General features: G+C 45.2%; 18 protein-coding genes. 15 read left to right on the top strand and 3 right to left on the bottom strand.

The window, feature by feature from the left end; translation table 11 throughout:
* Positions 1-12 precede the first annotated feature (12 nt).
* Together modF and L3V31_RS00085 are read right to left on the bottom strand one after the other, a co-directional pair.
* Positions 13-1,467 (bottom strand): molybdate ABC transporter ATP-binding protein ModF, encoded by a 1,455-nt coding sequence (gene modF / locus L3V31_RS00090; protein WP_237313588.1) that lies wholly within the window; start codon positions 1,465-1,467, stop codon positions 13-15.
* Positions 1,468-1,688: 221 nt separating this feature from the next.
* Positions 1,689-2,840, bottom strand: a complete 1,152-nt coding sequence (locus L3V31_RS00085) for an MBL fold metallo-hydrolase (protein ID WP_237313586.1) — start codon at positions 2,838-2,840, stop codon at positions 1,689-1,691.
* A gap of 886 nt (positions 2,841-3,726) precedes the next feature.
* On the opposite strand from L3V31_RS00085, the gene L3V31_RS00080 reads away from it, so the two are divergent.
* The 9 genes from L3V31_RS00080 to L3V31_RS00040 all read left to right on the top strand — a co-directional run bounded on the left by L3V31_RS00080 (position 3,727) and on the right by L3V31_RS00040 (position 14,978).
* Positions 3,727-4,860: a GlxA family transcriptional regulator gene (locus tag L3V31_RS00080; protein WP_237313584.1), complete on the top strand. Its 1,134-nt coding sequence runs from the start codon at positions 3,727-3,729 to the stop codon at positions 4,858-4,860.
* 174 nt (positions 4,861-5,034) lie between these two features.
* A complete protein-coding gene (locus L3V31_RS00075) occupies positions 5,035-6,012 on the top strand; it encodes a dipeptidase (protein ID WP_237313582.1) in 978 nt (325 codons plus the stop codon).
* Between the two features lie 70 nt (positions 6,013-6,082).
* A complete protein-coding gene (locus tag L3V31_RS00070; RefSeq protein ID WP_065298350.1) occupies positions 6,083-6,616 on the top strand; it encodes a DUF5943 domain-containing protein in 534 nt (177 codons plus the stop codon).
* A gap of 82 nt (positions 6,617-6,698) precedes the next feature.
* Complete coding sequence (dgcA, locus tag L3V31_RS00065) at positions 6,699-8,762, top strand: dimethylglycine demethylation protein DgcA (RefSeq protein WP_237313580.1); 2,064 nt, start codon at positions 6,699-6,701, stop codon at positions 8,760-8,762.
* Between the two features lie 9 nt (positions 8,763-8,771).
* Complete coding sequence (locus tag L3V31_RS00060; protein ID WP_237313578.1) at positions 8,772-10,727, top strand: (Fe-S)-binding protein; 1,956 nt, start codon at positions 8,772-8,774, stop codon at positions 10,725-10,727.
* Positions 10,728-10,736: 9 nt separating this feature from the next.
* Positions 10,737-11,975, top strand: coding sequence for an electron transfer flavoprotein subunit alpha/FixB family protein (locus L3V31_RS00055; RefSeq protein ID WP_237313576.1), 1,239 nt, complete (start codon positions 10,737-10,739; stop codon positions 11,973-11,975).
* Complete coding sequence (locus tag L3V31_RS00050) at positions 11,965-12,759, top strand: electron transfer flavoprotein subunit beta (protein ID WP_237313574.1); 795 nt, start codon at positions 11,965-11,967, stop codon at positions 12,757-12,759. Before L3V31_RS00055 ends, L3V31_RS00050 begins: the two co-directional genes overlap by 11 nt.
* A gap of 244 nt (positions 12,760-13,003) precedes the next feature.
* Positions 13,004-14,611, top strand: coding sequence for a BCCT family transporter (locus L3V31_RS00045; protein WP_237313573.1), 1,608 nt, complete (start codon positions 13,004-13,006; stop codon positions 14,609-14,611).
* 124 nt (positions 14,612-14,735) lie between these two features.
* Positions 14,736-14,978, top strand: coding sequence for a hypothetical protein (locus L3V31_RS00040; RefSeq protein WP_237313571.1), 243 nt, complete (start codon positions 14,736-14,738; stop codon positions 14,976-14,978).
* 197 nt (positions 14,979-15,175) lie between these two features.
* Here L3V31_RS00040 and L3V31_RS00035 read toward each other — a convergent pair whose 3' ends face one another.
* On the bottom strand, positions 15,176-16,108 hold the full coding sequence (locus L3V31_RS00035; protein WP_237313569.1) for a LysR family transcriptional regulator: 933 nt from the start codon (positions 16,106-16,108) through the stop codon (positions 15,176-15,178).
* Positions 16,109-16,261: 153 nt separating this feature from the next.
* On the opposite strand from L3V31_RS00035, the gene L3V31_RS00030 reads away from it, so the two are divergent.
* The 6 genes from L3V31_RS00030 (at position 16,262) to gabT (ending at position 22,882) form a co-directional block, all read left to right on the top strand.
* A complete protein-coding gene (locus L3V31_RS00030) occupies positions 16,262-17,701 on the top strand; it encodes an NAD-dependent succinate-semialdehyde dehydrogenase (protein WP_237313567.1) in 1,440 nt (479 codons plus the stop codon).
* Between the two features lie 327 nt (positions 17,702-18,028).
* Entirely contained in the window at positions 18,029-19,063 is a 1,035-nt protein-coding gene (locus tag L3V31_RS00025; protein WP_237313565.1) for a TRAP transporter substrate-binding protein, read from the top strand.
* Between the two features lie 105 nt (positions 19,064-19,168).
* Positions 19,169-19,747, top strand: coding sequence for a TRAP transporter small permease (locus L3V31_RS00020; protein WP_237313564.1), 579 nt, complete (start codon positions 19,169-19,171; stop codon positions 19,745-19,747).
* Positions 19,744-21,066 carry a TRAP transporter large permease subunit gene (locus L3V31_RS00015; RefSeq protein WP_237313561.1) on the top strand — a complete coding sequence of 441 codons (1,323 nt, stop codon included), beginning with the start codon at positions 19,744-19,746 and terminating at the stop codon, positions 21,064-21,066. The genes L3V31_RS00020 and L3V31_RS00015 overlap by 4 nt, the downstream gene beginning before the upstream one ends.
* 1 nt (position 21,067) lies before the next feature.
* Entirely contained in the window at positions 21,068-21,505 is a 438-nt protein-coding gene (locus L3V31_RS00010; protein WP_237313559.1) for a universal stress protein, read from the top strand.
* Positions 21,506-21,610: 105 nt separating this feature from the next.
* Positions 21,611-22,882, top strand: coding sequence for a 4-aminobutyrate--2-oxoglutarate transaminase (gene gabT / locus L3V31_RS00005; RefSeq protein ID WP_237313557.1), 1,272 nt, complete (start codon positions 21,611-21,613; stop codon positions 22,880-22,882).
* The last annotated feature ends 273 nt before the right edge of the window (positions 22,883-23,155 follow it).

The following is a 23,155-nucleotide window of genomic DNA, read 5'->3' as shown; positions in this document are numbered from 1 at the left end:
CGCTTGTGCTTGTTACGACTGATGAATTTGAGTTCGATAGCACTGCACATCATTATCGAAAACAAACTCCAGGTCGTTTTTGATACTTTCTAAACGGTCTTCTTGATAATGCGAGACATAAAGCAACTGACTTAAGTTCTCGCGTGCGATGAGCTCTAGAGTATTCTTGACTAGACGTCGGCCTAAAAAGTCCAATCCTTGATATGGCTCATCCAGAATCAGCAAGGTTGGTTGTTTTACAATCGCACGTGCAATCAGTAACAAGCGTTGCTGCCCGTACTCTAATTGTCGAAATGACGTTTTTTGGTATTGGCTCATATGCAGGATTTCAAGCCACTCTTTCGCGACTTCCATCTCTTTGCGTGTCGGTTGATGATACAAACCAATCGAGTCATAGAACCCCGACAAAATTACTTCTAATGCGCTGCAGTTAACACGGTACTGTAGGTGCAATGCGGAGGAGACCATGCCGATGTGTTGTTTGATCTCCCAGATGGTTTCACCCGAGCCGCGTTTTTTACCGAAAATATGGATGTCGTTGCTGTAACATTGAGGGTGATCGCCGAAGATCATGCCTAGCAACGTACTTTTACCACATCCGTTTGGCCCTTTTACCTGCCAGTGTTGGCCTTTGTCGATGCGCCAGTTCAAGTCTGTGAAAATCTTTTTATCGGTATATTCGACGTGACCATTTTTCAGCTCGAAGATTGGGTTTTCGAAATGGGTAGCGTGTTGATGCTGGCGTATGAGCGCCATCATTTCTTCGCTTTGCTTCTCTGACTGAGATTTTATTTGCTCAATGATTGGGTGTTGATCCCAGCTTTGTTTATCCATGGTGCTGTCTAGCTTGCCAGCATTAAACAGAGCAACGCGGTCAATCCACTCTGGCATATCGGATTCTCGAGAGAAGGTGATCAGCATTTGTAGCGACTGAGATAACGTGTGTAAGTAGTCTGCCAATGTTGCTCGATGACTTACATCCAGTCCGGTGAAAGGGTTGTCCAACAAGACTAAATCGGGCTGTGTGGCCAAAGCACGTGCCAACATTACTCTTCTGGTTTCACCAGTAGACAACACACGGAAACCACTTTGCTGAAGATGCGAGAGATCAAGCTCTTCGATGAGTTTAAGCGTTAGTTCTTCGTCTTGGCAGCGTTCAAATATCAACGCATAGACGGTACTGCCTTGGTCAATTCGGTCGAGAAAGTCGGTGTCGTCTTTTTTGAGTTCAGAATCGAGCAGTCGTTGCTGTTCAGACAGAGAGACTTGGGCAACTTTTAATCCGCCAAGGTCTAACTCGCCATTGGTTGGCAAAAGCTCCCCACAAAGCAGGTCCCCAAGCAGAGAGCCGATATCTCCTTCGGCACTGAAAATACCCCATGAATGTCCGCTTTCTATTTTCCAGTGCTCAATCGTTAAGTTGGAGGTGTTCCCTTTTGCAATTACGTTGTCTAAACAAATCTTCACTGTGCTTCCTTTCTCGTATGAACGCTATTATTTTTCTTTCTATTGTTATACCAAGCCTGGGTGACTGGCGTAAATAGATGGATCCCAGAGAAGCGGTTTTAAGCATGATGCCGACCCTTTCCACTATGAGAATGGAAATTGCCCAATGTGTGGTGATATTTTCTTCTTTTTTAGGCAAAGATTAACCACCAAAGATAATTCATTCTTCACCACGTTAACCGTTATTTCCACCATCGAGAAAACGTCTGGTTGTTATCATCCAATCCGACTATTTCCCCAATCATTGGTGTCATTAAGCGGTAATCTTGTTGCTGACTTGCCTGAGTAATCCGATCCAAGGGTTCATACCAAGCGTGCTTGGATAGTTTGAATTTACTATTGTGCGAGGGCAATAAAGCTTTTGCATTGAGATCGTTGGCCGCCAGAGCGACTTCTTCCGGCGTCATATGGATAAGTGACCAGTTTTTGTTGTATTGTCCTGCTTCCAGTATGGCGAGATCGAAGCCGCCAAACTCATTGGCTATGTCTTTAAAATGGTCACCATAGCCACTGTCACCACCAAGATAAATCTTATGCTTACCCGATGTGATGGCAAATGATGCCCAAAGTGTACGATTACGTTTTAGCAATCGACCCGAAAAGTGTTGAGCTGGAAGAATATGAATACGACCAGTATCGGTTGTGAGCGAATCATACCAGTCGCCTTCAGTGATATGCTCATGGTCGAACCCCCACTGAGTGAAATATGAACCGACACCGATTGGGGCCACAATATGATCGATTTTTGCTTTGAGCGCATTGATCGTCGGGTAATCGAGATGATCCCAGTGGTCGTGAGAAATCAACAGGTAATCAATCTGTGGAATGTCATCCGCGGTGTAAACATTACTGCCAGGAAAAGCGACATTGGTATACGGGACCGGGGAAGCATTTTCACTGAAGACTGGATCAATTAAGTATCTAATGCCATCTAGTTGAATAAAATAGCTCGAATGTCCCATCCAGACCATAACATTATCACGTGGATTCAGACCCAGTAGGTCCGACTTTACTGAAGGCAAATTAGTTGCCGGAACGGCATCGACAACCGGCTCGGTGAAGAAGCGGTAGAATCCAACCAATGCTCCTTCGCTCGATGTGGATACCGGAATATCCTCAATATTATAAAACTTCCCATCAACGTATTTACCTTGATAGCTGCCCGCTTTGACATTAGGTGATACAAACTGCGGCTGCAACATATAGGTGTAGATACCAGCAGAGATGATGGCAATTGTAGCTATTGTCACCTTGAACAGCTTTTGTAGTTTGAAACTTAGTCTGACTGTTTCTGAGTAAGTTAACTCGGCAGTTTGAGCTTCAGGTTGGGACATCGTTTCTCCACATGCAGATTGTTGTTTAAGGCCGCGTTGTCATCAAAGTCATGCTCTATTTTTTCATCAAAGAGGGCCGCTATTACTCTAAGCTATTGTTCGCATGATCATAAACCGCGTATTTTGCTCAATTTGATGCACATAATAAAGCCCATTATTGATTATTTTATTCATCTTACATTGAGATTTACGTTATTAAGCTTCTAGCTCAGCCTCTCAGTCACATGACTTAATTTTTACTCTTAAAATATCAAAGCTGACAACAAGTGAAATACCCCCTAAAAGAAGCCAACATCTTTTGACCACAGTTGTCGGATTATTTGTTTCCATCCAGCATAGTTATTTATCCCAGAGTGCAATAAATTTTTTCGTCAAGAAGGCTATTTATGTGTGCGGATTCACTGAATTGCCGCTTTATTAACTGTAATGTTACGGGCGTGTAACGTTTAAAACAATTAGTTTACCGTCTTGTTATGCCAATACATTTACGGTTTTTTTCTAGCTATATCATTGTTTTAAATGGAACCGAATAATTGCTCTAAGTCTCTAAATTGTAAAGTTTTTATTGGGTCGGTTATGTTGACTGTTTGTTTGACTTTGCATCATTTTGGTGCGTGAGATTGCGGTCGGTTGGTGAGAGGCACCTTTAGGATGCTGCGGAGACAAAATTTGTTTCCGGCTTGTCAAAAGAAATAAGCAAGCTATTCAAATAGATATATTGACCCTTGTAGTTTTAAGCTTGACGTTGCAAAAATATGCGCTGTATTTAGATATATAGGCATAATTGTTGCTTAGACAAAAGTGTTCGATTCGGTGCGCTAAGCCAAAACAAAAAATAGCTAGTGCTACCGGTTAATAATAAATCTCCTTTACATTGGAGTGCGCTATGTCAGTCTCAATAAATCAGTTCGATTGCTCATCGAACAAGGAAGTAAACCGTATTGGTTTTTTGTTGTTAGATAATTTTACTATGCTTGCGTTTTCATCAGCGGTGGAACCGATGCGCATGGCAAACCAACTGACAGGGAAAGAACTGTATGATTGGTATGTGATATCAGAAGATGGTGATAACGTTGAAGCTAGTGACGGTATTACCATTCAGCCAGATTGCTCGATGGCTGATGCTCCACAACTAGATACACTGATTGTTGTGGGTGGAGTGAATATCACACGCAGTTTCACGCGTAAACAAGTCACGTGGTTACAGTCTTTAGCTCGTAAACATGTTGGCCTTGGTGGTGTATGTACGGGGGCTTACGTGTTAGCGGAAGCGGGGTTGCTGGACGGTTATCAGTGCAGCGTGCACTGGGAATGTCTTGCTACGCTGCAGGAACGTCATCCTCGCGTTAATTGTCTCAATCACTTGTTTGTTATTGACCGTGATCGAATGACATGCAGTGGTGGCTCAGTACCATTAGACATGATGATTACTATGATTCAGAAAGACTATGGTCGTGAGCTTGGCTCAAGTATTTCTGAAATGTTCATTTGTGACAATATTCGTGGCGAAAGTGATACACAGCGTATTCCACTGAAGCATACGATTGGTACAGCTCAGCCTAAGCTAGTTGAAGCTATTATTTTAATGGAAGCGAATATTGAAGAGACAATCGAACTGGATGAATTAGCGGTTTACGTAGGGCTATCTCGTCGTCAGTTAGAGCGTCTGTTCCAGAAATATTTGCAATGCTCACCATCAAAATACTACCTCAAGCTAAGATTGAACCGTGCAAGACAACTATTAAGACAAACATCAATGTCGATTATTGAGATCGCAACAGCATGTGGATTTGTCTCTTCACCACACTTTAGTAAGTGTTACCGCGTTCATATTGGGATCTCCCCGAAAGCGGAAAGATTGGGGACACATTCAGCTGCTGTAGCCAATGTGAGTGTCGCTCCGCCGGCCTTAGAATCAAATACCATAGTGGATTTAATGCAATTTGATGAGCCGTTGCGCTCATCGAAAGCGTTGTTTGAAGCGCAGCATGAACCCACATATGGCTCAATCTCCATCTAAGTCGTTTGTTCTAAAAAAGACCGCCATCCAGCAGGATGGCGGTTTTTTTTGGTTTGCAGTTTGTCGCGTGGCGTTACGCAAAAGGGATTCGGAATGCCGTTTTTAGAACACTTTTAATCGACCGTAATACCTATTCTGGAGGCTAACGAGGAAAGGGAAGAATAGGATTTAAAAATGAACGCAACGGACTTGCATGATGATTCGATAGTGATTGATGGCCTAGTTATCGCGAAGTGGGACCGAGAACTGTTTGAAGATATGCGCAAAGGCGGCATCACTGCTGCAAACTGTACAGTTTCAGTTTGGGAAGGCTTTCAGAATACGGTAAACAATATCGTTGAGATGAATAACCTTCTTGAAGAAAACAATGATTTGGTGCTTAAAGTTCGCACGACTGACGACATCCGCAAAGCGAAGCAGCAGGGTAAAACCGGCGTCATGATGGGCTTTCAAAATGCTCATGCTTTTGAAGACCAGCTTGGCTATGTGCAAGTCTTTAAAGACCTGGGTGTTGGCGTTGTTCAGATGTGTTACAACACTCAGAACCTGGTTGGTACCGGTTGTTATGAGCGTGACGGTGGTTTGTCTGGTTTCGGCCACGAGATTGTCGCGGAAATGAATAAAGTGGGCATCATGTGTGACCTATCGCACGTGGGCGCTAAGACTTCCAAAGAAGTGATTCTGGCTTCTGAAAAACCAGTTTGTTACTCACATTGTCTACCTAGTGGTTTAAAAGATCACCCGCGCAACAAGTCAGATGAAGAACTGAGATTTATCGCAGACCATGGCGGCTTTGTTGGTGTAACGATGTTCGCACCTTTTCTTAAAAACGGCATTCATTCAACGATTGATGACTACGTTGAAGCGATCGCTTACATCTTTGACCTGGTTGGTGAAGACCAAATCGGTATCGGTACTGATTTCACACAAGGTCACGGTCAGCCTTTCTTCGAGTGGTTAACGCATGACAAAGGTTATGCACGCCGACTAACCAACTTTGGCGAAATCATTAACCCTGAAGGCATTCGTACATTAGGTGAGTTCCCTAATTTAACAGAAGCACTGTTGCGTTACGGTTTCTCTGAAACTCAAGTTCGCAAGATCATGGGCGAAAACTGGCTTCGCGTGCTAGGCGAAGTGTGGGGTGAATAACCACAGCGTTTCACCATAAAAATATAAATATATAACGAGTTAGTTAATTGTATAAAAGGAAGAATACGATATGAGTACACACGCACCTGAAATGCCAATCTTGGTCGATGACGAAACAGGGGTATGGACAACGGATGCCTTACCAATGTTGTATGTACCGCGTCACTTTTTTGTAAATAACCATATGGGTATTGAAGAAGAGATCGGTGCGGAGCGTTACGCAGATATTTTGTACAAAGCTGGCTACAAGTCCGCTTACTACTGGTGTGAGAAAGAAGCCGAAGAACACGGCCTTTCTGGCGATGCCGTATTTGAACATTACATGAAACGCTTATCTCAACGCGGCTGGGGTTTCTTTGTCACTGAGCACCTTGATATTGCGAAAGGTGAAGCGCGAGTTCGTTTAGAAAATTCATGTTTCGTATACCAGTACGGAAAAGTTAACCGCAAAGTTGATTACATGTTTACAGGCTGGTTCGCTGGCGCAATCGACCAAATCGCTGAGAGCTTAGGTTTGTCAGTGAAAACCAAAGCAGTACAAACACAAAGTGGTGCTGAGGAAGGGTGTGATTACGGCGTCTTTGAAGTAACACCAATCGGCTAAACACCAATATCAATCCATTTGTAAGTCAGTCAAGGAAGACCGCCTTGCTTGTTCGCAAGCGAGGCTGGTACAGGGGTAAATCATGTCTCAGTTCGATATTCTATTCCAACCATTAAAAATTAACAAAACGACCATTCGTAACCGTGTTGTCAGTACTGCGCACGCAGAAGTTTATGCAACCGACGGTGGTATGACGACCGATCGCTACGTAAAATACTACGAAGAAAAAGCCAAAGGTGGCTGTGGTCTGTGTATCTGTGGCGGTTCAAGTGTGGTCTCAATTGATAGCCCGCAAAGCTGGTGGAGCTCAGTTAACCTTTCAACTGACCGCATCATTCCTCATTTCCAAAATCTAGCTGATGCTGTGCATAAGCATGGTGGCAAGATCATGATCCAGATTACTCACATGGGACGTCGTTCTCGTTGGGATGGTGAGCATTGGCCAAACCTAATGTCTCCGTCTGGTGTACGTGAGCCAGTGCACCGCGCAACATGTAAGACCATCGAAGAAGAAGAAATCTGGCGCATCATCGACGACTTCGCGAAAGCAGCCGTTCGCGCGAAAGAAGGTGGCTTAGACGGTGTTGAACTGTCTGCGGTTCACCAGCACATGATCGACCAATTCTGGTCTCCACGTGTTAACAAACGTACGGACCAGTGGGGTGGCAGTTTTGAAAACCGCATGCGCTTTGGTATGGAAGTACTAAAAGCGGTACGTGAAGCGGTTGGTCCTGACTTCGTTGTTGGCATGCGTATTACTGGTGATGAGTTCCATCCTGATGGCTTGAACCATGACGACATGAAAGAAATTGCGGCGTACTACGATGCGACTAAGATGGTCGATTACTTCGGCGTTGTTGGTTCTGGTTGTGATACGCACAACACCCTGGCAAACGTTATTCCTAACATGAGCTACCCGCCAGAGCCATTCCTACACTTGGCGGCTGGTATTAAAGAAGTGGTTTCGGTACCGGTTATCCACGCGCAAAACATCAAAGATCCAAACCAAGCTAAACGTATTCTGGAAGCGGGTTATGTGGATTTTGTTGGTATGACGCGTGCGCACATTGCGGATCCACACCTGATCACCAAAATCAAACTCGGCCAAACCGACCAAATTCGTCAATGTGTTGGTGCGAACTACTGTATTGACCGTCAGTACATGGGCCTGGATGTATTGTGTATCCAAAACGCGGCGACATCCCGTGAACATATGGGCATGCCTCATCTTATCGAAAAAACCACGGGGCCAATTCGTAAAGTTGTCGTGATTGGTGGTGGTCCTGGTGGTATGGAAGCGGCTCGCGTTGCAGCTGAACGTGGTCACAAAGTGACGTTGGTTGAGAAAGCGAGTGAGCTTGGTGGACAAATCACCATTGCTGCGAAAGCCCCTCAACGTGACCAGATGGCGGGTATCACACGTTGGTTGGCAATGGAATTAGATCGTCTTGGTGTCGAGGTTATCCTAGAGACAGCGGCCAACGCGGACATGATTCGTGAGCTTAAACCTGACGTTTGTATCCTTGCAACTGGTGGTACGCCATTCATCGAGCAGAACCCAGACTGGGGCGCTGAAGAAGGTTTGGTTGTGTCTTCTTGGGATATCCTCAACGGCACAGTTGAACCAGGTAAGAATGTTCTGGTTTACGACACTATTTGTGAATTCTCTGGCATGTCGGCGGCAGATTACCTGACGTCTAAAGGCTCACAGGTTGAACTCGTTACTGATGATATCAAACCGGGTGTTGGTATCGGTGGTACGACTTTCCCAACGTACTACCGCAGTCTGTATGAGAAAGAAGTCATCATGACGTCGGATCTGGCACTGCTGAAAGTGTACCGTGAAGGTGACAACCTGATCGCTCTCTTAGAGAACGAATACACGGGTGCGAAAGAAGAACGTGTTGTTGATCAGGTAGTGGTAGAAAACGGCATTCGCCCGAATGAAGCGCTTTACTACGAGTTGAAAGCAGAGTCTGTTAACAAAGGTCAAATCGACGTTGAAACCTTGTTTGCATCTCAGGCGCAACCAGTCTTATCTCAAAACAATGACGGCATGATCCTGTGGCGCTTGGGTGACTGTGTTTCACAACGCAATACTCACGCTGCTCTCTACGACGCACTTCGTCTATGTAAAGATCTGTAAGGGGGGCGTATGTTCCTAGAGTCACTACTTCCTATCTTACTTATAACAGCCGGAGCCCTGGCTGTTATAGGGATGCTCCGCCGCATTATGATGTGGCGGAGAGGGCAAGCCGAAAGTGTTGCCTTCTTCTCTGGGTTAGCGGCTATGCCGCGTCGATACCTCGTAGACTTGCACCACGTGGTAGCGCGCGACAAAGTGATGTCTAACACCCACGTTGCAACGGCAGGTGGTTTCGTCCTGTCAGTTGTACTCATTTTCGCGGTTCACGTGTTTAACCTAGAGCCGCAAATCTTATCTTGGGTACTGCTTGGTTCACTTGGTTTAATGTTTTGCGGCGCATTGTTCGTCGCGAAACGTCGACTAAACCCACCATCACGCCTGTCTAAAGGCCCGTGGATGAGGCTGCCGAAAAGCTTGATTATGTTCTCGGTGAGTTTCTTCATTGTGACACTGCCTGCGACTCAATTGGTTGGCGATGTGTTTAACGTGGTTGCTGCGGTTGTTCTCCTTGCTGCTATCGTATGGGGTATCGGTGAGATGTTCCTCGGTATGGGCTGGGGTGGACCAATGAAGCACGCATTTGCTGGTGCGCTGCACTTAGCATTTCACCGTCGTCCAGAGCGTTTTGGTGGTGGTCGTTCAACCGGTTTAAAACCAGTAGACCTTGACGCTAAAAAGCTGGGCGTTGAAAACCCAAGTGATTTTAAATGGAATCAATTACTGGGATTTGACGCGTGTGTTCAGTGTGGTCGTTGTGAGGCTGTGTGTCCGGCATTTGCGGCAGGGCAGCCACTAAACCCGAAAAAGCTCATCCAAGACATGGTTGTGGGACTGGCTGGTGGTACAGATGAAAAGTACGCTGGTAGCCCGTATCCAGGTAAAGAAACCGGATGTGCTAAAGGCGACCCGCACAAACCCATCGTTGGTGGTGTGCTAAACGCAGAAACACTTTGGTCATGTACGACTTGCCGCGCTTGTGTTGAAGAATGTCCGATGATGATTGAACACGTGGATGCCATTGTTGATATGCGCCGCTTCTTAACGCTTGAAAAAGGCGAAACACCAAACAAAGGTGCAGAAGTACTGGAAAACATCATCTTCACTGATAACCCGAATGGTCACAACCCGAACAAACGTTCTAACTGGGCAGCCGACCAAGATCTCAAACTGATGTCAGAAGTGAAACGTGCTGATGTTCTGTTCTGGGTGTCTGATGGTGCGTTCGATATGCGTAGCCAACGCATTCTTAAGTCGATGGTACAAATTCTCAAAGCAGCCAAGATTGATGTTGCTATCTTGGGCGATGAAGAGCTGGACTGTGGTGATGTTGCTCGCCGACTAGGTGACGACGTAACTTATCAGCGTTTAGCAAAACGTAACATCCAAACGTTGATGAAGTACGACTTTGACTGCATCGTGACAACGGACCCTCACGCATTCCACTGTTTGAAGAACGAATACCCGGACTTCTACCCTGAGAATGAAAAACCTAACTACCAAGTTTGGCACCATACCACCTTTATCAACCAGTTAGTTGAAAAGGGACTGATCGGTCTTAAACCATTGTCAGTTGGTAAAGTTACCTACCATGACCCTTGTTACTTAGGTCGTTATAACGGTGAATATGAAGCACCTCGTTCCGTGCTAAAACATCTGGGTGTTGAAATCGCTGAAATGGAAAGGTCAGGTTTCCGCTCCCGTTGTTGTGGTGGCGGCGGTGCTGCCCCGATTACTGATATCCCTGGCGAACGTCGTATTGCGGATATGCGTATGGACGACATCCGTGAAACAGGTGCCGATCTCGTGGCGGTAGGTTGTCAGCAATGTACCGCGATGCTTGAAGGTGTTGTTGAGCCAAGGCCAGAGGTGAAAGACATCGCTGAGCTTGTGGCTGACATGCTGATAGAGATTAACGATGACCAGGTGGACGTATGGACGCCAGAGTCAGAAACCGTCGGTGTGTAGGAGAAGATCATGGGAGAATTTATTTTACGCCGTGACCCGCGTGTCGAGTGGATTAGACGCAATAGGCTACACCCGCAGCATGAGAGTTTGATGGTACAGCCAATTGAAGAAATTGGACCAAGCGGTTTAACTAGACGTTATCCACATCGTGTTGGCTTTATTGGGCCGAATGGCATTAAACGTATCGACCGTCTGAACAATAATGCTGCAACCTCGATGATGGGTGCTCGTCAAGGCAGTCAGGCAACGGTTGAACTGCCACTGCACAAGGTTGAGTCTCCAGACTTTTACATTGTGGTTGTGCCAGATATGCCAGGTGGTCGTTTGAGCAGCCATGACAAAGATGTGTTAGGTCAAGCTCATCAACTTGTGAAACAGTCTGAAGGCGAAGGCGCGGTGATGGCCGTTGTCTTCGGGACTCACAAAGAAGAACAGTTTGATCTTGCTGGTGTAGACCGCTTAATCGCTATCCCGGATGAAGTGTTTGATCACTACAGTCCGGAACAGCGAGCCGAGGTTTTGGCGAGTATTGAAGCGCAATATTCACCGAAGCACTGGCTATTCCCGGATAGCATCCAGGGTGGATTTGAGATTGGTACCCGTCTGTCAGCGGCGATTAATGAGCGTCCTGCAACGCAAGCGTGGCAAGTTGATAGTGAGCATGCGGTATGTCGAGCAGCTGGTCTTCGACACGACATCAAACGCGTTACACCACGAGTGCTTCTGCTGGCTCAAGAGTGTGCGCTACCAATTGATGAAACCCGACACGAAGTGCTTCCGGTTGAATTTGAAGGCACATATAGCGTTGAATCACGTATCGAAGATCTCGGTCCGGTAGCGGTGGATCCTCAGGCAATTCCACTTACCGAGGCAGAGTTCATTCTGTCTGCAGGTAACGGTATCCACGATTGGGAGAAATTCCACGAAGCTGCGCATGTTCTGGGTGCTACAGAAGGTGCAAGCCGTGTAGCCGTTGATGATGGCTTTATGCCTCGCGATCGTCAGGTTGGTGCTACAGGTAGCTGGGTGACCGCTCGAGTCTATGTTGCTGTAGGTATTTCAGGGGCAATTCAACACCTACAAGGTATTGGTGCTTGTGAAAAAGTAATTGCTGTAAACACAGATGCGGGTTGTGACATGGTCAAACGCGCGGATCTGAGTGTGATTGTTGATAGTAATGAGTTTTTAAGAGAGTTGGTTTCTCTTATTCAACACCATCAATCAAAGGAGCTGAAGGATGCAGCATAATCAAACCGACACACTACGTGTTAGTACGTTAGTTTCCATCGGTGCGCACCCAGATACGGGACGTGCGCGTCGTTCAGCCACCGATGCTCGCGCAGTTGAATTAGCCATGAATCTTGATGATAGCGAAGTCGAGGTGCTCCATGCTGGTGACCCAAAAGAGCCAGCGCTGGGATACTACAGCGGCATGGGGCTGTCTCAGATTCGTGTTTTAGCCCAAGAAGAGCAGGACGATGCCATTCAGACCTTGTCATCGTACTTTCGTCATAACATGCCCGATATCGTGTTGACGGGCATGCGCGCGGAAAATGGTGAATCTTCAGGCACGTTACCTTTCTTTCTTGCCCAAGAGTTGGGGTGTCCAATTGTTATGGGCATTGCTGAAATTTTGTCGGTGGAAAACGGTACTGCACGAGTATTACAAGCGCTACCAAGGGGACAGCGTCGAGCGCTAAACGTATCTCTGCCATTTATCGCTAGTGTGGACTTTGCTGCACAAGAACCACGACAAAGTGCATTTGGCCGAGCTCGTCGATGTGACATTGTCACGGAAGAAGTGGAAGGCAAGAAACTGGATAAAGAGCGACTAACTTGGGAAACAAGTATCGCGAAGCCAAAAGCTAAGCGTTTGAAAGTCGTGAAAGCTAAAAGTGCGGCTGACCGTTTTAAGGCGGCGACAGCAAAAGCAGAATCGACAGGCGGTAAAGTCCTTAAAGACCAGCCCGTTAGTGAAATGGCTCAGGTAGTCTATGACTTACTGCTTGAAGAAGGGGTGGTAAATAAATAACTAAAAAATTGACTTGTTAGGAATTCAAATTATTGAACCCAATTAGGTTCATCTAAAAAATATATCCACGTAAACGGTACCGATAATTAGAACAAAATTTCGGTACCTACGTGGTTAATACCAACGTTAATAAGTACTTGAACAATTACTTATCCAACTAGGTATGACTTACGACGAAGAACGATTCAGGGAAAGGAGTTACTGAATAGCGTTCAATATATGTTAATCACTAAAGAGGGATCGCATGAAAAGCATAGTGAGTAGTCGAAGAAGATATAAATCCGTTCATACCGTTAAATACGAGACGGATTATTGTGCTGGGCAAGACAATGTCAAAATCTTTGGCATGGATATCCATAACCCCGTGTTTGGTATCAGCGCTAGCTTAATTTTATTGTTCATCATTTTGACGTTAACTTTTCCTGAAGGAGCAAAAGACGCGCTTATTGCCGTTCGGAGCTGGTCTATCAGCAATTTTGACTGGTTCTTCATGGTCGGGTGTAACTTGTTTGTAGTGTTTTGCTTATTTTTACTTGTTTCTCCAATGGGCAAAATTCGTTTGGGAGGCGTAAACGCAACACCGGAATTCTCTACGGTATCTTGGTTTAGCATGTTATTTGCTGCGGGTATGGGGATAGGGCTGATGTTCTGGAGCGTTGCTGAACCTGTCGCGTATTACACCGACTGGTACGGAACACCACTTAACGTGGCAGCCAATACCGAAGAAGCAAAACAAATGGCGCTAAGTGCGACGATTTACCACTGGGGTTTACACCCTTGGGCGATCTATGCCGTAGTTGGCCTGGCTTTGGCTTTTTTTGCACATAATAAAGGCTTGCCACTTACTATCCGTTCTGCATTTTTCCCAATTTTAGGTGAGCGTTGCTGGGGTCCAATTGGTAACTTCATCGATATTCTCGCCGTTTTGGCAACCATCTTTGGTCTTGCAACTTCTCTTGGCTTCGGCGCTCAACAAGCCGCTGGTGGTCTTAGCCATCTGTTTGGTGTCTCAAGCGGTATTTCAACTCAAATAGCATTTGTGGTTGTGGTTACCGGTATTGCTGTCATCTCAGTGGCACGAGGACTGGATGGCGGTGTGAAAATATTAAGTAACATCAATATGCTAATCGCGGCAGGTTTAGTTGCGTTACTTGTTGTTATTGGACCGACGCTATCTATTTTGCATACATTTGGCGATATCACGCTGGGCTATGTTGATAACTTTGTGCCACTTTCTAATTGGATCGGACGTGAAGATTCAGACTGGTTCCATGGTTGGACTGTGTTCTACTGGGCGTGGTGGGTATCTTGGTCACCATTCGTAGGTATGTTTATTGCGCGAGTTTCAAAAGGACGTACGGTTCGTGAGTTCGTCACTGCTGTATTACTTATCCCAACCTTAGTCACTATGGTTTGGTTAAGTGTTATGGGCGGAACGGCAATAGAACAGGCTACGACAGGTGTCGGTGAGCTAGCAAATGGTATCAGCGATGTGTCTCTGGCGATGTTCCAAATGTTTGAGAATTTGCCATTTTCTACGCTGCTATCTGTTGTTGGTATCTTGCTGGTCATGGTTTTCTTTGTAACGTCTTCTGACTCGGGTTCACTTGTGATTGATAGTATCACTGCGGGCGGTAAAGAAGATGTGCCAGTCGGACAACGTATCTTCTGGGCAATTGTCGAAGGCCTTATTGCAATTGCATTGCTACTTGGTGGTGGTTCTGAAGCCCTGACAGCATTGCAAGCTGGCGCGATAACGACTGGCCTGCCTTTCACACTGGTATTGGTGTTGATGTGCTGGAGCTTGTACAAAGGGTTGCAAACTGAGATTCACCTTTATCGTAAAGCATAAATGCTACGCAACTAACATTTTTGGCTGTGTGACATAGAAATAGATCACAGCCTATTTTTTAATCGTCTATTGTAGGCTTGTTGGGGGGAAGGATTCCCCTCTTATTTGGTAGGAGTTAGTAGTTATGATGCACGTAGATCTTGTAGATATGGATGACTTTATTACTGATCTTAGCCAGCTTGGCATTGAATGCCCAAGCGCAGATCTGGATAGCGTAAAAAGCAGTATTGATGAATGGTTACAAACGGTCGACAGTTCTCAGCGTGACCGATTCTCAAAACTCTTATTCTGTATTGAGGAAAAAGGTATTTTGTTACCCGATATCGAGAATTTAGTTCGATGGGGCGCTCAGCAACTACCACGCTGAAGTGCCTTTTGTTACACACGAACGAAACTATTAATCGAGATGGGAAAGTGTTAAATCCCAAATGTCGAAGTTTTGTTCAATGCGCGCTTGTTTTACAGACTTTGGAATCAAGGCAACGCCATGCACTAAATCAGTCACGCATGGCTTGGTGTATGTAGATATACATCGACAGACATCATTGCTGAGTTCAGGTAAGTCTACGCATTTTGCTTGCGGTAGAAATCACGCATGGTTTTTATAAACAACGAACGGACTTTATTGATTGAGTTGGTCTTTTTGGTGATCGCCATTATTTCTACATAATAATGCCTTTTATCTGGGGTAATTGGCACAAGTTGCCCGGTATCCACATACGGCTTGGCATAGTTCTCCGGCAAGTAGCCAATAAACCGGGAAGAGAGTATTAACGCCATCCGAGATTCATAGTTATAAGCGGTGGCCTTTAAGTTCATTTTTCCTAGAGGAGAATGTAGCAGCTCTTGTGGCTTTAAACCTGCGTAAACAACAGGGAAACCGTTGATAACATCCTCAGAAAGTTCGTTCTCAGAAAGTTTAGCAAGCGGGTTATCTTTACTGGCATAAAGATAACAAATATCGGTATAGATATGTTCGTATTCCAAGCCATCGAGCTCACGGTGAAAAGGTATAAAACCGATATCCGCTTCTTCTTGCATCACTTTGCGTTCTATTTCCGTCATACGAGCTACTTCGGCCGTCAAGTAAACTTCTTTGGCGATGCTGGAGAAGTTACGGATCACTTCAGGCATCTTCGCCCTATTATCCAAGCTTATGTTATCGCTAAAAAGCACTTCTAAGCTGCCAGACGGTTGAATGTCTAGGTGGTTAATGGTGTTGCGAAAGTCTTCAAGCTCCCCAAGTAATTTTACTGTTGCTTCATAGACCACAGCGCCTTCTTCCGTTAAAGCAAACCCGGAACGTCCACGACGACATAGGACAAGGTTTAATCGTGATTCAAGATTGGATATGTGAATACTGATGGTGGATCGACTTACATTTAGCTCGGTTTCAGCTGCGGAAAAACCACCGCAATCAGCGACGACTTTAAAAATTTTCAGTTGTTTTATTTCGTAGTCACCAATGTGACCAATAGGTACGGCGTTTCTTGTCATTGTTTTATGCCCGTAAAACTTTATGTTTATCGAGGAATATTTATATGCCTCAATACATTGTTATCATTAGGTTAAGTTCCATCGCTATTTTGCGCGATATGGTTTTTTAAATCTTTGACAGTGTTAAAGTTTATAACAGTAGGAATAGAACTAATGACAGATTTGGTCTTATCCCATGGTTTTATAAATGGGGAGTGGGTTGAAGCGCACGATGGTAAGCAAGTTGATGTAATAAACCCAGCCTCGGGAGTAGTAATTACCTCCGTCCCTGATATGGGAAAGGAAGAATCGGAAGCCGCTATCATGGCCGCTCATTCAGCATTTAAAGAATGGCGTACGACCACAGCGAAACACCGAGCTGGATTACTTAAAAAGTGGTTCGATTTAATTATCGAAAACGCAGAGCAACTCGCTAAGATACTCACTACAGAGCAAGGTAAGCCATACAAAGAGGCTTATGGCGAAGTCCTTTATGGCGCATCGTTTATTGAATGGTTTGCCGAAGAAGCTAAGAGAATGTACGGCGATGTCATTCCGTCAGGCAACCCGAACAACCGTTATATGACTATTAAGCAGCCCATTGGTGTGGTGACTGCTATTACGCCATGGAACTTTCCAGTCGCGATGATCACTCGTAAAGTTGGCCCAGCTTTGGCCGCGGGTTGTACTGTGGTGATTAAGCCCGGTGAAGATACACCACTGTGTGCGTTGGCGATGGCAAAACTTGCCGAGCAAGCTGGTATACCAAAGGGGGTGGTCAATGTTGTGACCACTTCTCGTCCTGCTGAAGTCGGCGATGTACTGTGTTGCCACCCTCTAGTAAGCAAAATCTCTTTCACAGGCTCTACGCCTGTTGGAAAACTGATCCTTCGCCAAGCCGCTGATACAGTAAAGAAAGTTTCTTTAGAGCTCGGTGGCAACGCGCCATTCATTGTTTTTGATGATGCCGATATTGATAAAGCGGTTTTGGGTGCGGTGATATCCAAATACCGTAACGCAGGGCAAACCTGTGTCTGTACCAACCGTTTCTACATTCACGATGCCGTGTACGATGAGTTCATGGATAAATTCACTTCAGCGGTGAAGACGCTCTCGATTGGAGATGGTTTGGTTGAAGGTACCGATATTGGTCCGCTGATCAATAAAAAAGCGTTTGAAAAAGTATCTAGTTTGGTAGAAACAGCAATAGAACAAGGCGCGACGTTAGCGTTAGGCGGCCAGGGGCTGGATCATGGTCAGCAGTTTTATCAACCAACCATTCTAACCAATGTTACTGAAGCGATGGATATTGCTCATCAGGAGTTGTTTGGTCCGATTTCAACCATCTTCCGATTTAATGACGAGCAGGATGTTATTCGACGTGCCAACGATACGCCTTATGGCTTAGCGGCTTATTTCTATACACGAGATCACAGCCGAGTATGGCGCATGAGTGAAGCGCTTGAGTATGGGATTCTGGGCATCAACGAAGGTATTATTTCGACGGAAGTTGCACCATTCGGAGGTGTGAAGGAGTCGGGGTGTGGGCGTGAAGGCTCCAAATACGGCATCGAAGACTACCTAGAAATCAAATACCTATGTCACGGAATTTAATCTGTACTTCACTCAATGTGAGAGACTCTGTCTTTATTTTTACTGATTTACCCTAAGCAGTTCTTTTCCCTTATCTTTGATGAAAATATTTTTGCAGCACTTCTAGTGCTGCTTTTTTTTTTGTTTTAAAAACAGGTAATTCGCCGTGATGTCGTTATCCCATCTCATTGGTTTGATGGCTGTAAAACTTTAGGTGAAAAAATATGAATTTAACGAATGTGATTAAAACGTAACAATGCTTAACGTGACTGTAACAAGGAGTGACGAGTCACTTCGCATTGCTTCTGGCTGAGTCAGAGCAAACAAAATAATCCAAGGAGAAAGTTTATGTTTAAAAACTTAGGAAAGCTGAACAAAGGAAGTCTGGCAAAGATTGTTGCTGCTTGTTCTCTTGCAATTTCAAGCACTTTATTCACGGTTCCTCAAGCGTTTGCCGCTGAACATAATTGGCGTTTTGTAAACCTATACCCACGTGGTACGGCATACGGTGAAGTGTACAAAGACTTTGCTGATAACATTGAAGCGATGTCAAACGGTCGTATTTCTGTTCAAGTTATGTACTCAGGTGAAGGTGTAGGGCAAACGGGTGTTCTTGGCTCAGTAAAATCAGGCTTGATAACAATGGGCGCTCCTTTCCAGCCAATGCATGCAGGTGAGTTCCCAGCGGGGGTTGTGGAAGTTGGTTTACCAGGTATGACGGATGATGTCGGTGAGCTAAGCGCATTGTTTCACGAAAAAGGTTGGGGAGAAGTACTAGAAGAGGCTTACGACAAGCAAAACTTAGTTTGGCTTGAACCTTACATTCAGCTACCAGTCTATGTACTAACGAAAGAACCAATCAATTCTATTGAAGATTTCGAAGGTCTGAAGATTCGTGCTCCTGGTGCATACGGCAAATTCTTACGCAACTTGGGTGCATCTCCTGCGTCACTCTCTTACAGCGAAATTTATACCAGTTTAGCAACGGGCGTTATTGATGGTTCGATCGGCAGTAATATTATTGACCACCGTGACGGTAACCACGTTGAAGTCGCTAAATACATGTACCGCCTACCAATTGCGGGCGCGCAAACTTTACCGATTGTCGTTAACAAGAGTGCATGGAACAAACTATCTGACGACCTGAAAGCGATCGTTCGAGCAGCGAGTGCCGTTCATGCTCGCGAGCAGATGACTAAGTCTCGTCTATGGGAATCACAAGCCATTGCTGAAATGGAAGCGAAAGGCATGAAGTGGAGTCCAGAGCCAAGTGAGCAGGATAAAACGAAATGGAATGAAAGTGCGGGCTCTCTTTGGAAAGAATATGCAGACTCTGATAAATACAGCCAGCGCCTAATTAAGATCGCTCAAGACACCCAATAACACGCTTTAGATGATTTAACTGGGGGCAGCCCCTCCGGTTGAATCTGCACTTCAGGGGGAGTTGCATTCCCCTCTATCTCTTTCATGTTGTTATAGGTGATGTCTATGTTGATTAGGGTATTAAAAATCTACTGTCGCGGTATTAATCAGATAATTTATTGGCTTGGTCTTTCTGCATCCTTCTTAATGCCTATTCTTGCTGCTACCGTTGCCTTTGAAGTCTTTTCTCGTTATGTGCTCGGCAGTCCAACTATTTGGGCGTATGACGTTTCTCTTTTCTTATTCGGGTATATAGCGGCGTTGGGTGGGGCACTGGCTCAACAAAATAAAGCCCATATTAATGTGGACGTGTTGTACCTGTCGGTATCTAAGCGTGTTCGTTCACTATTTAATCTTGCGTCTTACTCATTGGCCATTTTCTTTCTCTGTGTGGTTTTAATGATGGCATTGAGTAAATTTGAAGAAGCTATCGAGTTTAATTATCGCCGCCAGTCTGAGTGGGCGCCTTCGATGGCACATTTCTGGGTAATGATGATCGTCGCTTGTGGTGCGTTTATCGTCCAGTTTATCAGCGATATTATTCAAGACCTTTACTATTTGGTAACAGGCAAAGCACTTATTGAACAAGCTCCTGAAGAGCATGAACAAACAGAGACATTGGTAGACTCAGCGGAGGGCGTATGAGTATTGAAGTTCTTACGCTGTTACTGGTTGGTTGTATTCTGTTCACCTTTGCATTAGGTGCGCCAGTTGGCCTTGCTCTGGGTGGTATCGCAATGGGAATAGGGTACCTTACTTGGGGTGAAGGGATCTTCAACTTGGTTCCAACAACCATTGAGAGTAACTTTTTTAGCTTTATTCTGCTGGCGATTCCTCTGTATATCTATATGGGTCAATTGCTGACTCGATCCGGAATTGGCGATGCGATGTTTAACGCAAGTCAGATGGTCATAGGGCGCGTTCGTGGTTCACTCGCGGTCAGTGTGATCGGTGTGTGTTCCATGATTGGCGCTATGGTCGGTATTATCGGGGCTGGGATCATGACGTCGGGTAGCATTGCGCTCAAGCCAATGTTAGAGCGTGGTTACGATAAAAGGCTGGCTCTTGGTGTGATTATGGCTGGCGGTGGTTTGGGTATTTTGATCCCACCAAGTATACCAATGATTATGTATGCGGCGACGACACAAAACTCGGTCGGTCGTATGTTCTTAGCGGCGCTCATTCCGGCTCTTATCTCTATCGTTTTGCTAATGGCTTACGTGATTATTAGCTGCAAGCTTAATCCGAAAAAAGCGCCACTAGGCACGGGCAGTGAAAGCAAAATGACGGGTAAAGAGAAGTTCACGACTGCACGTGATGGTCTTTTTTCTCTATTACTTATCGTGGCGGTATTGGGCAGCATCATTACTGGTATTGCGACGCCAACAGAGTCGGGTGCTATCGGGGTTGTAGGTGCGATCATACTGGCTATTATCTTTAAACGTTTCCGTTTCGAAATGTTCAAATCATCAGGGTTTGAAACCGCCATGCTGGTCAGCGTGTCGATGTGGATCATTTTAGGCGCGTCGCTATTTAGTAACTTCCATATGTTAAGTGGCGTGCAAAATATGGTGGCGCAAATCACGGAGGATCTTGGTTTACCGCCTTGGGGTGTGATTCTCTTAATGCAAGTAATCATGTTACTGCTTGGTTTCATTATTGATGAATTGATCATCGTTTTGATGTGCGCTCCGTTGTTTACACCTATTGTTGTGTCTCTCGGTTATGACCCAATTTGGTTCGGTATTTTGATGATCCTAAATATCGAAATTGCAGTGCAAACACCCCCCTATGGTTTCGCGCTGTTTTATCTAAAAGGAATTTCACCGCCTGGCGTCAGTATGATGGACATCTATCGCTCGATTCTTCCGTTTATCGCTCTAAAGCTGTGCGTGCTGATCCTGTGCATGATGTTCCCTGAAGTGGTGATGTGGTTACCAAACACAGTGATGGGAGTAAATTAATATGAGCCTCAAGCGAATTCTAATGCCAGTTGACCTTTCATATCCCGATGTAGTGAAAAAAGAGGTCAATATGGCGCTTAAGCTAATAGACGAACAAGGCGTCATAGACATGCTGTATGTCGATGAGGCACGGGTGCATCACAGTATGGTACCGACTTCATTTGGTAGTGCTTTTTCAGCTCAACATCAAAGTGCCTTTGATTGTGTGCAGATGATGCTGGAAACCTATGTACCAAAACAACATCGTGGTAAAGCAGTTGTTCGAAATGGTGTGGTGTTTGATGAAGTGCTGCTACAAGCAAAATACGCCCAAGTAGATGCCATCGTTATGGCATCTGCAAATCCCAATTTTCGCTCATATTGCTTAGGTTCTAATGCAGCAAAGATAGTTCGCCATTCTCACTGCTCAGTGTTTGTGGTGAAAGGCGAACCCATCTAACGATTCTTCGCGTTTAGCTAACGCATACAACAATAAAGAGAAACTAAAGTCGCCAAAGGGAGTAATTCCTGGCGGAGGTATATGTACAACTCAAGGAATACAAAAATGACTAACCAACAACTACACGAGAGAAGAAATCAGGTATTTTCTAACGGTATGGGAGCACTTTACCCACTGTATGTTGCCAAGGCAGAAAATGCCTTAGTTTGGGATGTGGAAGGCAATAGATATATCGATTTTGCTGCGGGTATTGCGGTAAACAATACTGGTCACGCCAATAAGCGTATTACTGAGGCTGTAAAAGCACAGTTGGACAATTTTTCTCATACCTGCGCTTTGGTGACACCTTATGAATCGTTTGTTGAGTTGGCAGAGAAGTTAACTCAAATCGCACCAGGTGACTCAGAAAAGAAAGCGATTTTCCTGACTACAGGCGCAGAAGCAGTGGAAAATGCAGTTAAAGTCGCTCGTGCACACACTGGTCGCAGCGGCGTGATTGCATTTAAAGGCGCTTTCCATGGTCGTACTAACCTAACTATGGCTCTGACGGGGAAAGTTGCGCCGTACAAAGCGAGTTTTGGTCCGTTCCCTGGCGAAGTCTTCCATGCTCCGTACCCGAACGAGTTCCATGGTGTGTCTGTAGAACAGAGTTTACAAGCACTTGAGGACTTATTCGCTTGTGATATCGAAGCAACACGTGTTGCGGCGATCATTTTCGAACCAGTACAAGGTGAAGGCGGATTTTATCAAGCACCTGTTGCCTTCGCACAAGGCTTACGTGATATCTGCGATAAATATGGAATCATGTTGATTGCTGATGAAATCCAAGCGGGCTTTGCACGTACTGGTAAAATGTTTGCAACTGAGTACTTGGGTATCGAACCAGACATGGTGACTATGGCAAAAGGCATTGCTGGTGGCTTCCCGATTTCAGCCGTAGTTGGCAAAGCTGAAGTAATGGACTCAGCACCGGCAGGTGGTCTTGGTGGCACCTATGCAGGCTCTCCGATGGGCTGTGTTGCAGGCTTGGAAGTGTTAAAGATCATTGAAGAAGAGCAGCTGTGTGCAAAAGCGATCGGTATTGGTGAAGTTGTCAATGCACGTATGACGAAGCTGCAAGAGACGGTTCCACAAATCGGGCAGGTACGTACGATTGGCGCTATGATGGCAATAGAGTTTACGGACCCTGAGTCTGGTCAGCCACTACAAGACCTTACCAAGGCGATCATTAGTAAGGCACAAGAGAATGGTGTGATATTGCTTTCTTGTGGTGTAAAAGCGAACGTAATTCGTCTGCTTCCAGCGCTGACGATTGAATCTGAAGTACTAAGTGAAGGCTTGGATAAACTAGAGAAAATTATCAAAGAACTGGTTTAAGTTCCCAAGACATTCTCTGTTTGTTCTGGGGCTGGTTTTGTTACAACTTATGCGAGTGTAACGAGGTTTCTCGTTAGCTTACGTGATTGAAAAAATTGAACCTTTTACAAGCTAATTTAGTATGAAAAAAAGCCTCATCGTAGGATGCAATGTAGATCAGATAAGGATCGGTTGACCGATCCTTCTGATGAGAGACAATCGGAAATCTGTTTATAGGTTTCCGATTTTTTTATGTCTATCCAAAACTGTTTTGCCGACTTTCTGGAAGAGAGT

The sequence above is a fragment of the Vibrio sp. J1-1 genome (assembly GCF_021728395.1).
In the GTDB taxonomy this organism is placed as follows: Bacteria; Pseudomonadota; Gammaproteobacteria; order Enterobacterales; family Vibrionaceae; genus Vibrio.
Note: the sequence above shows the minus strand (reverse complement) of the source record. Positions and strands in the feature narration are given on the sequence as shown.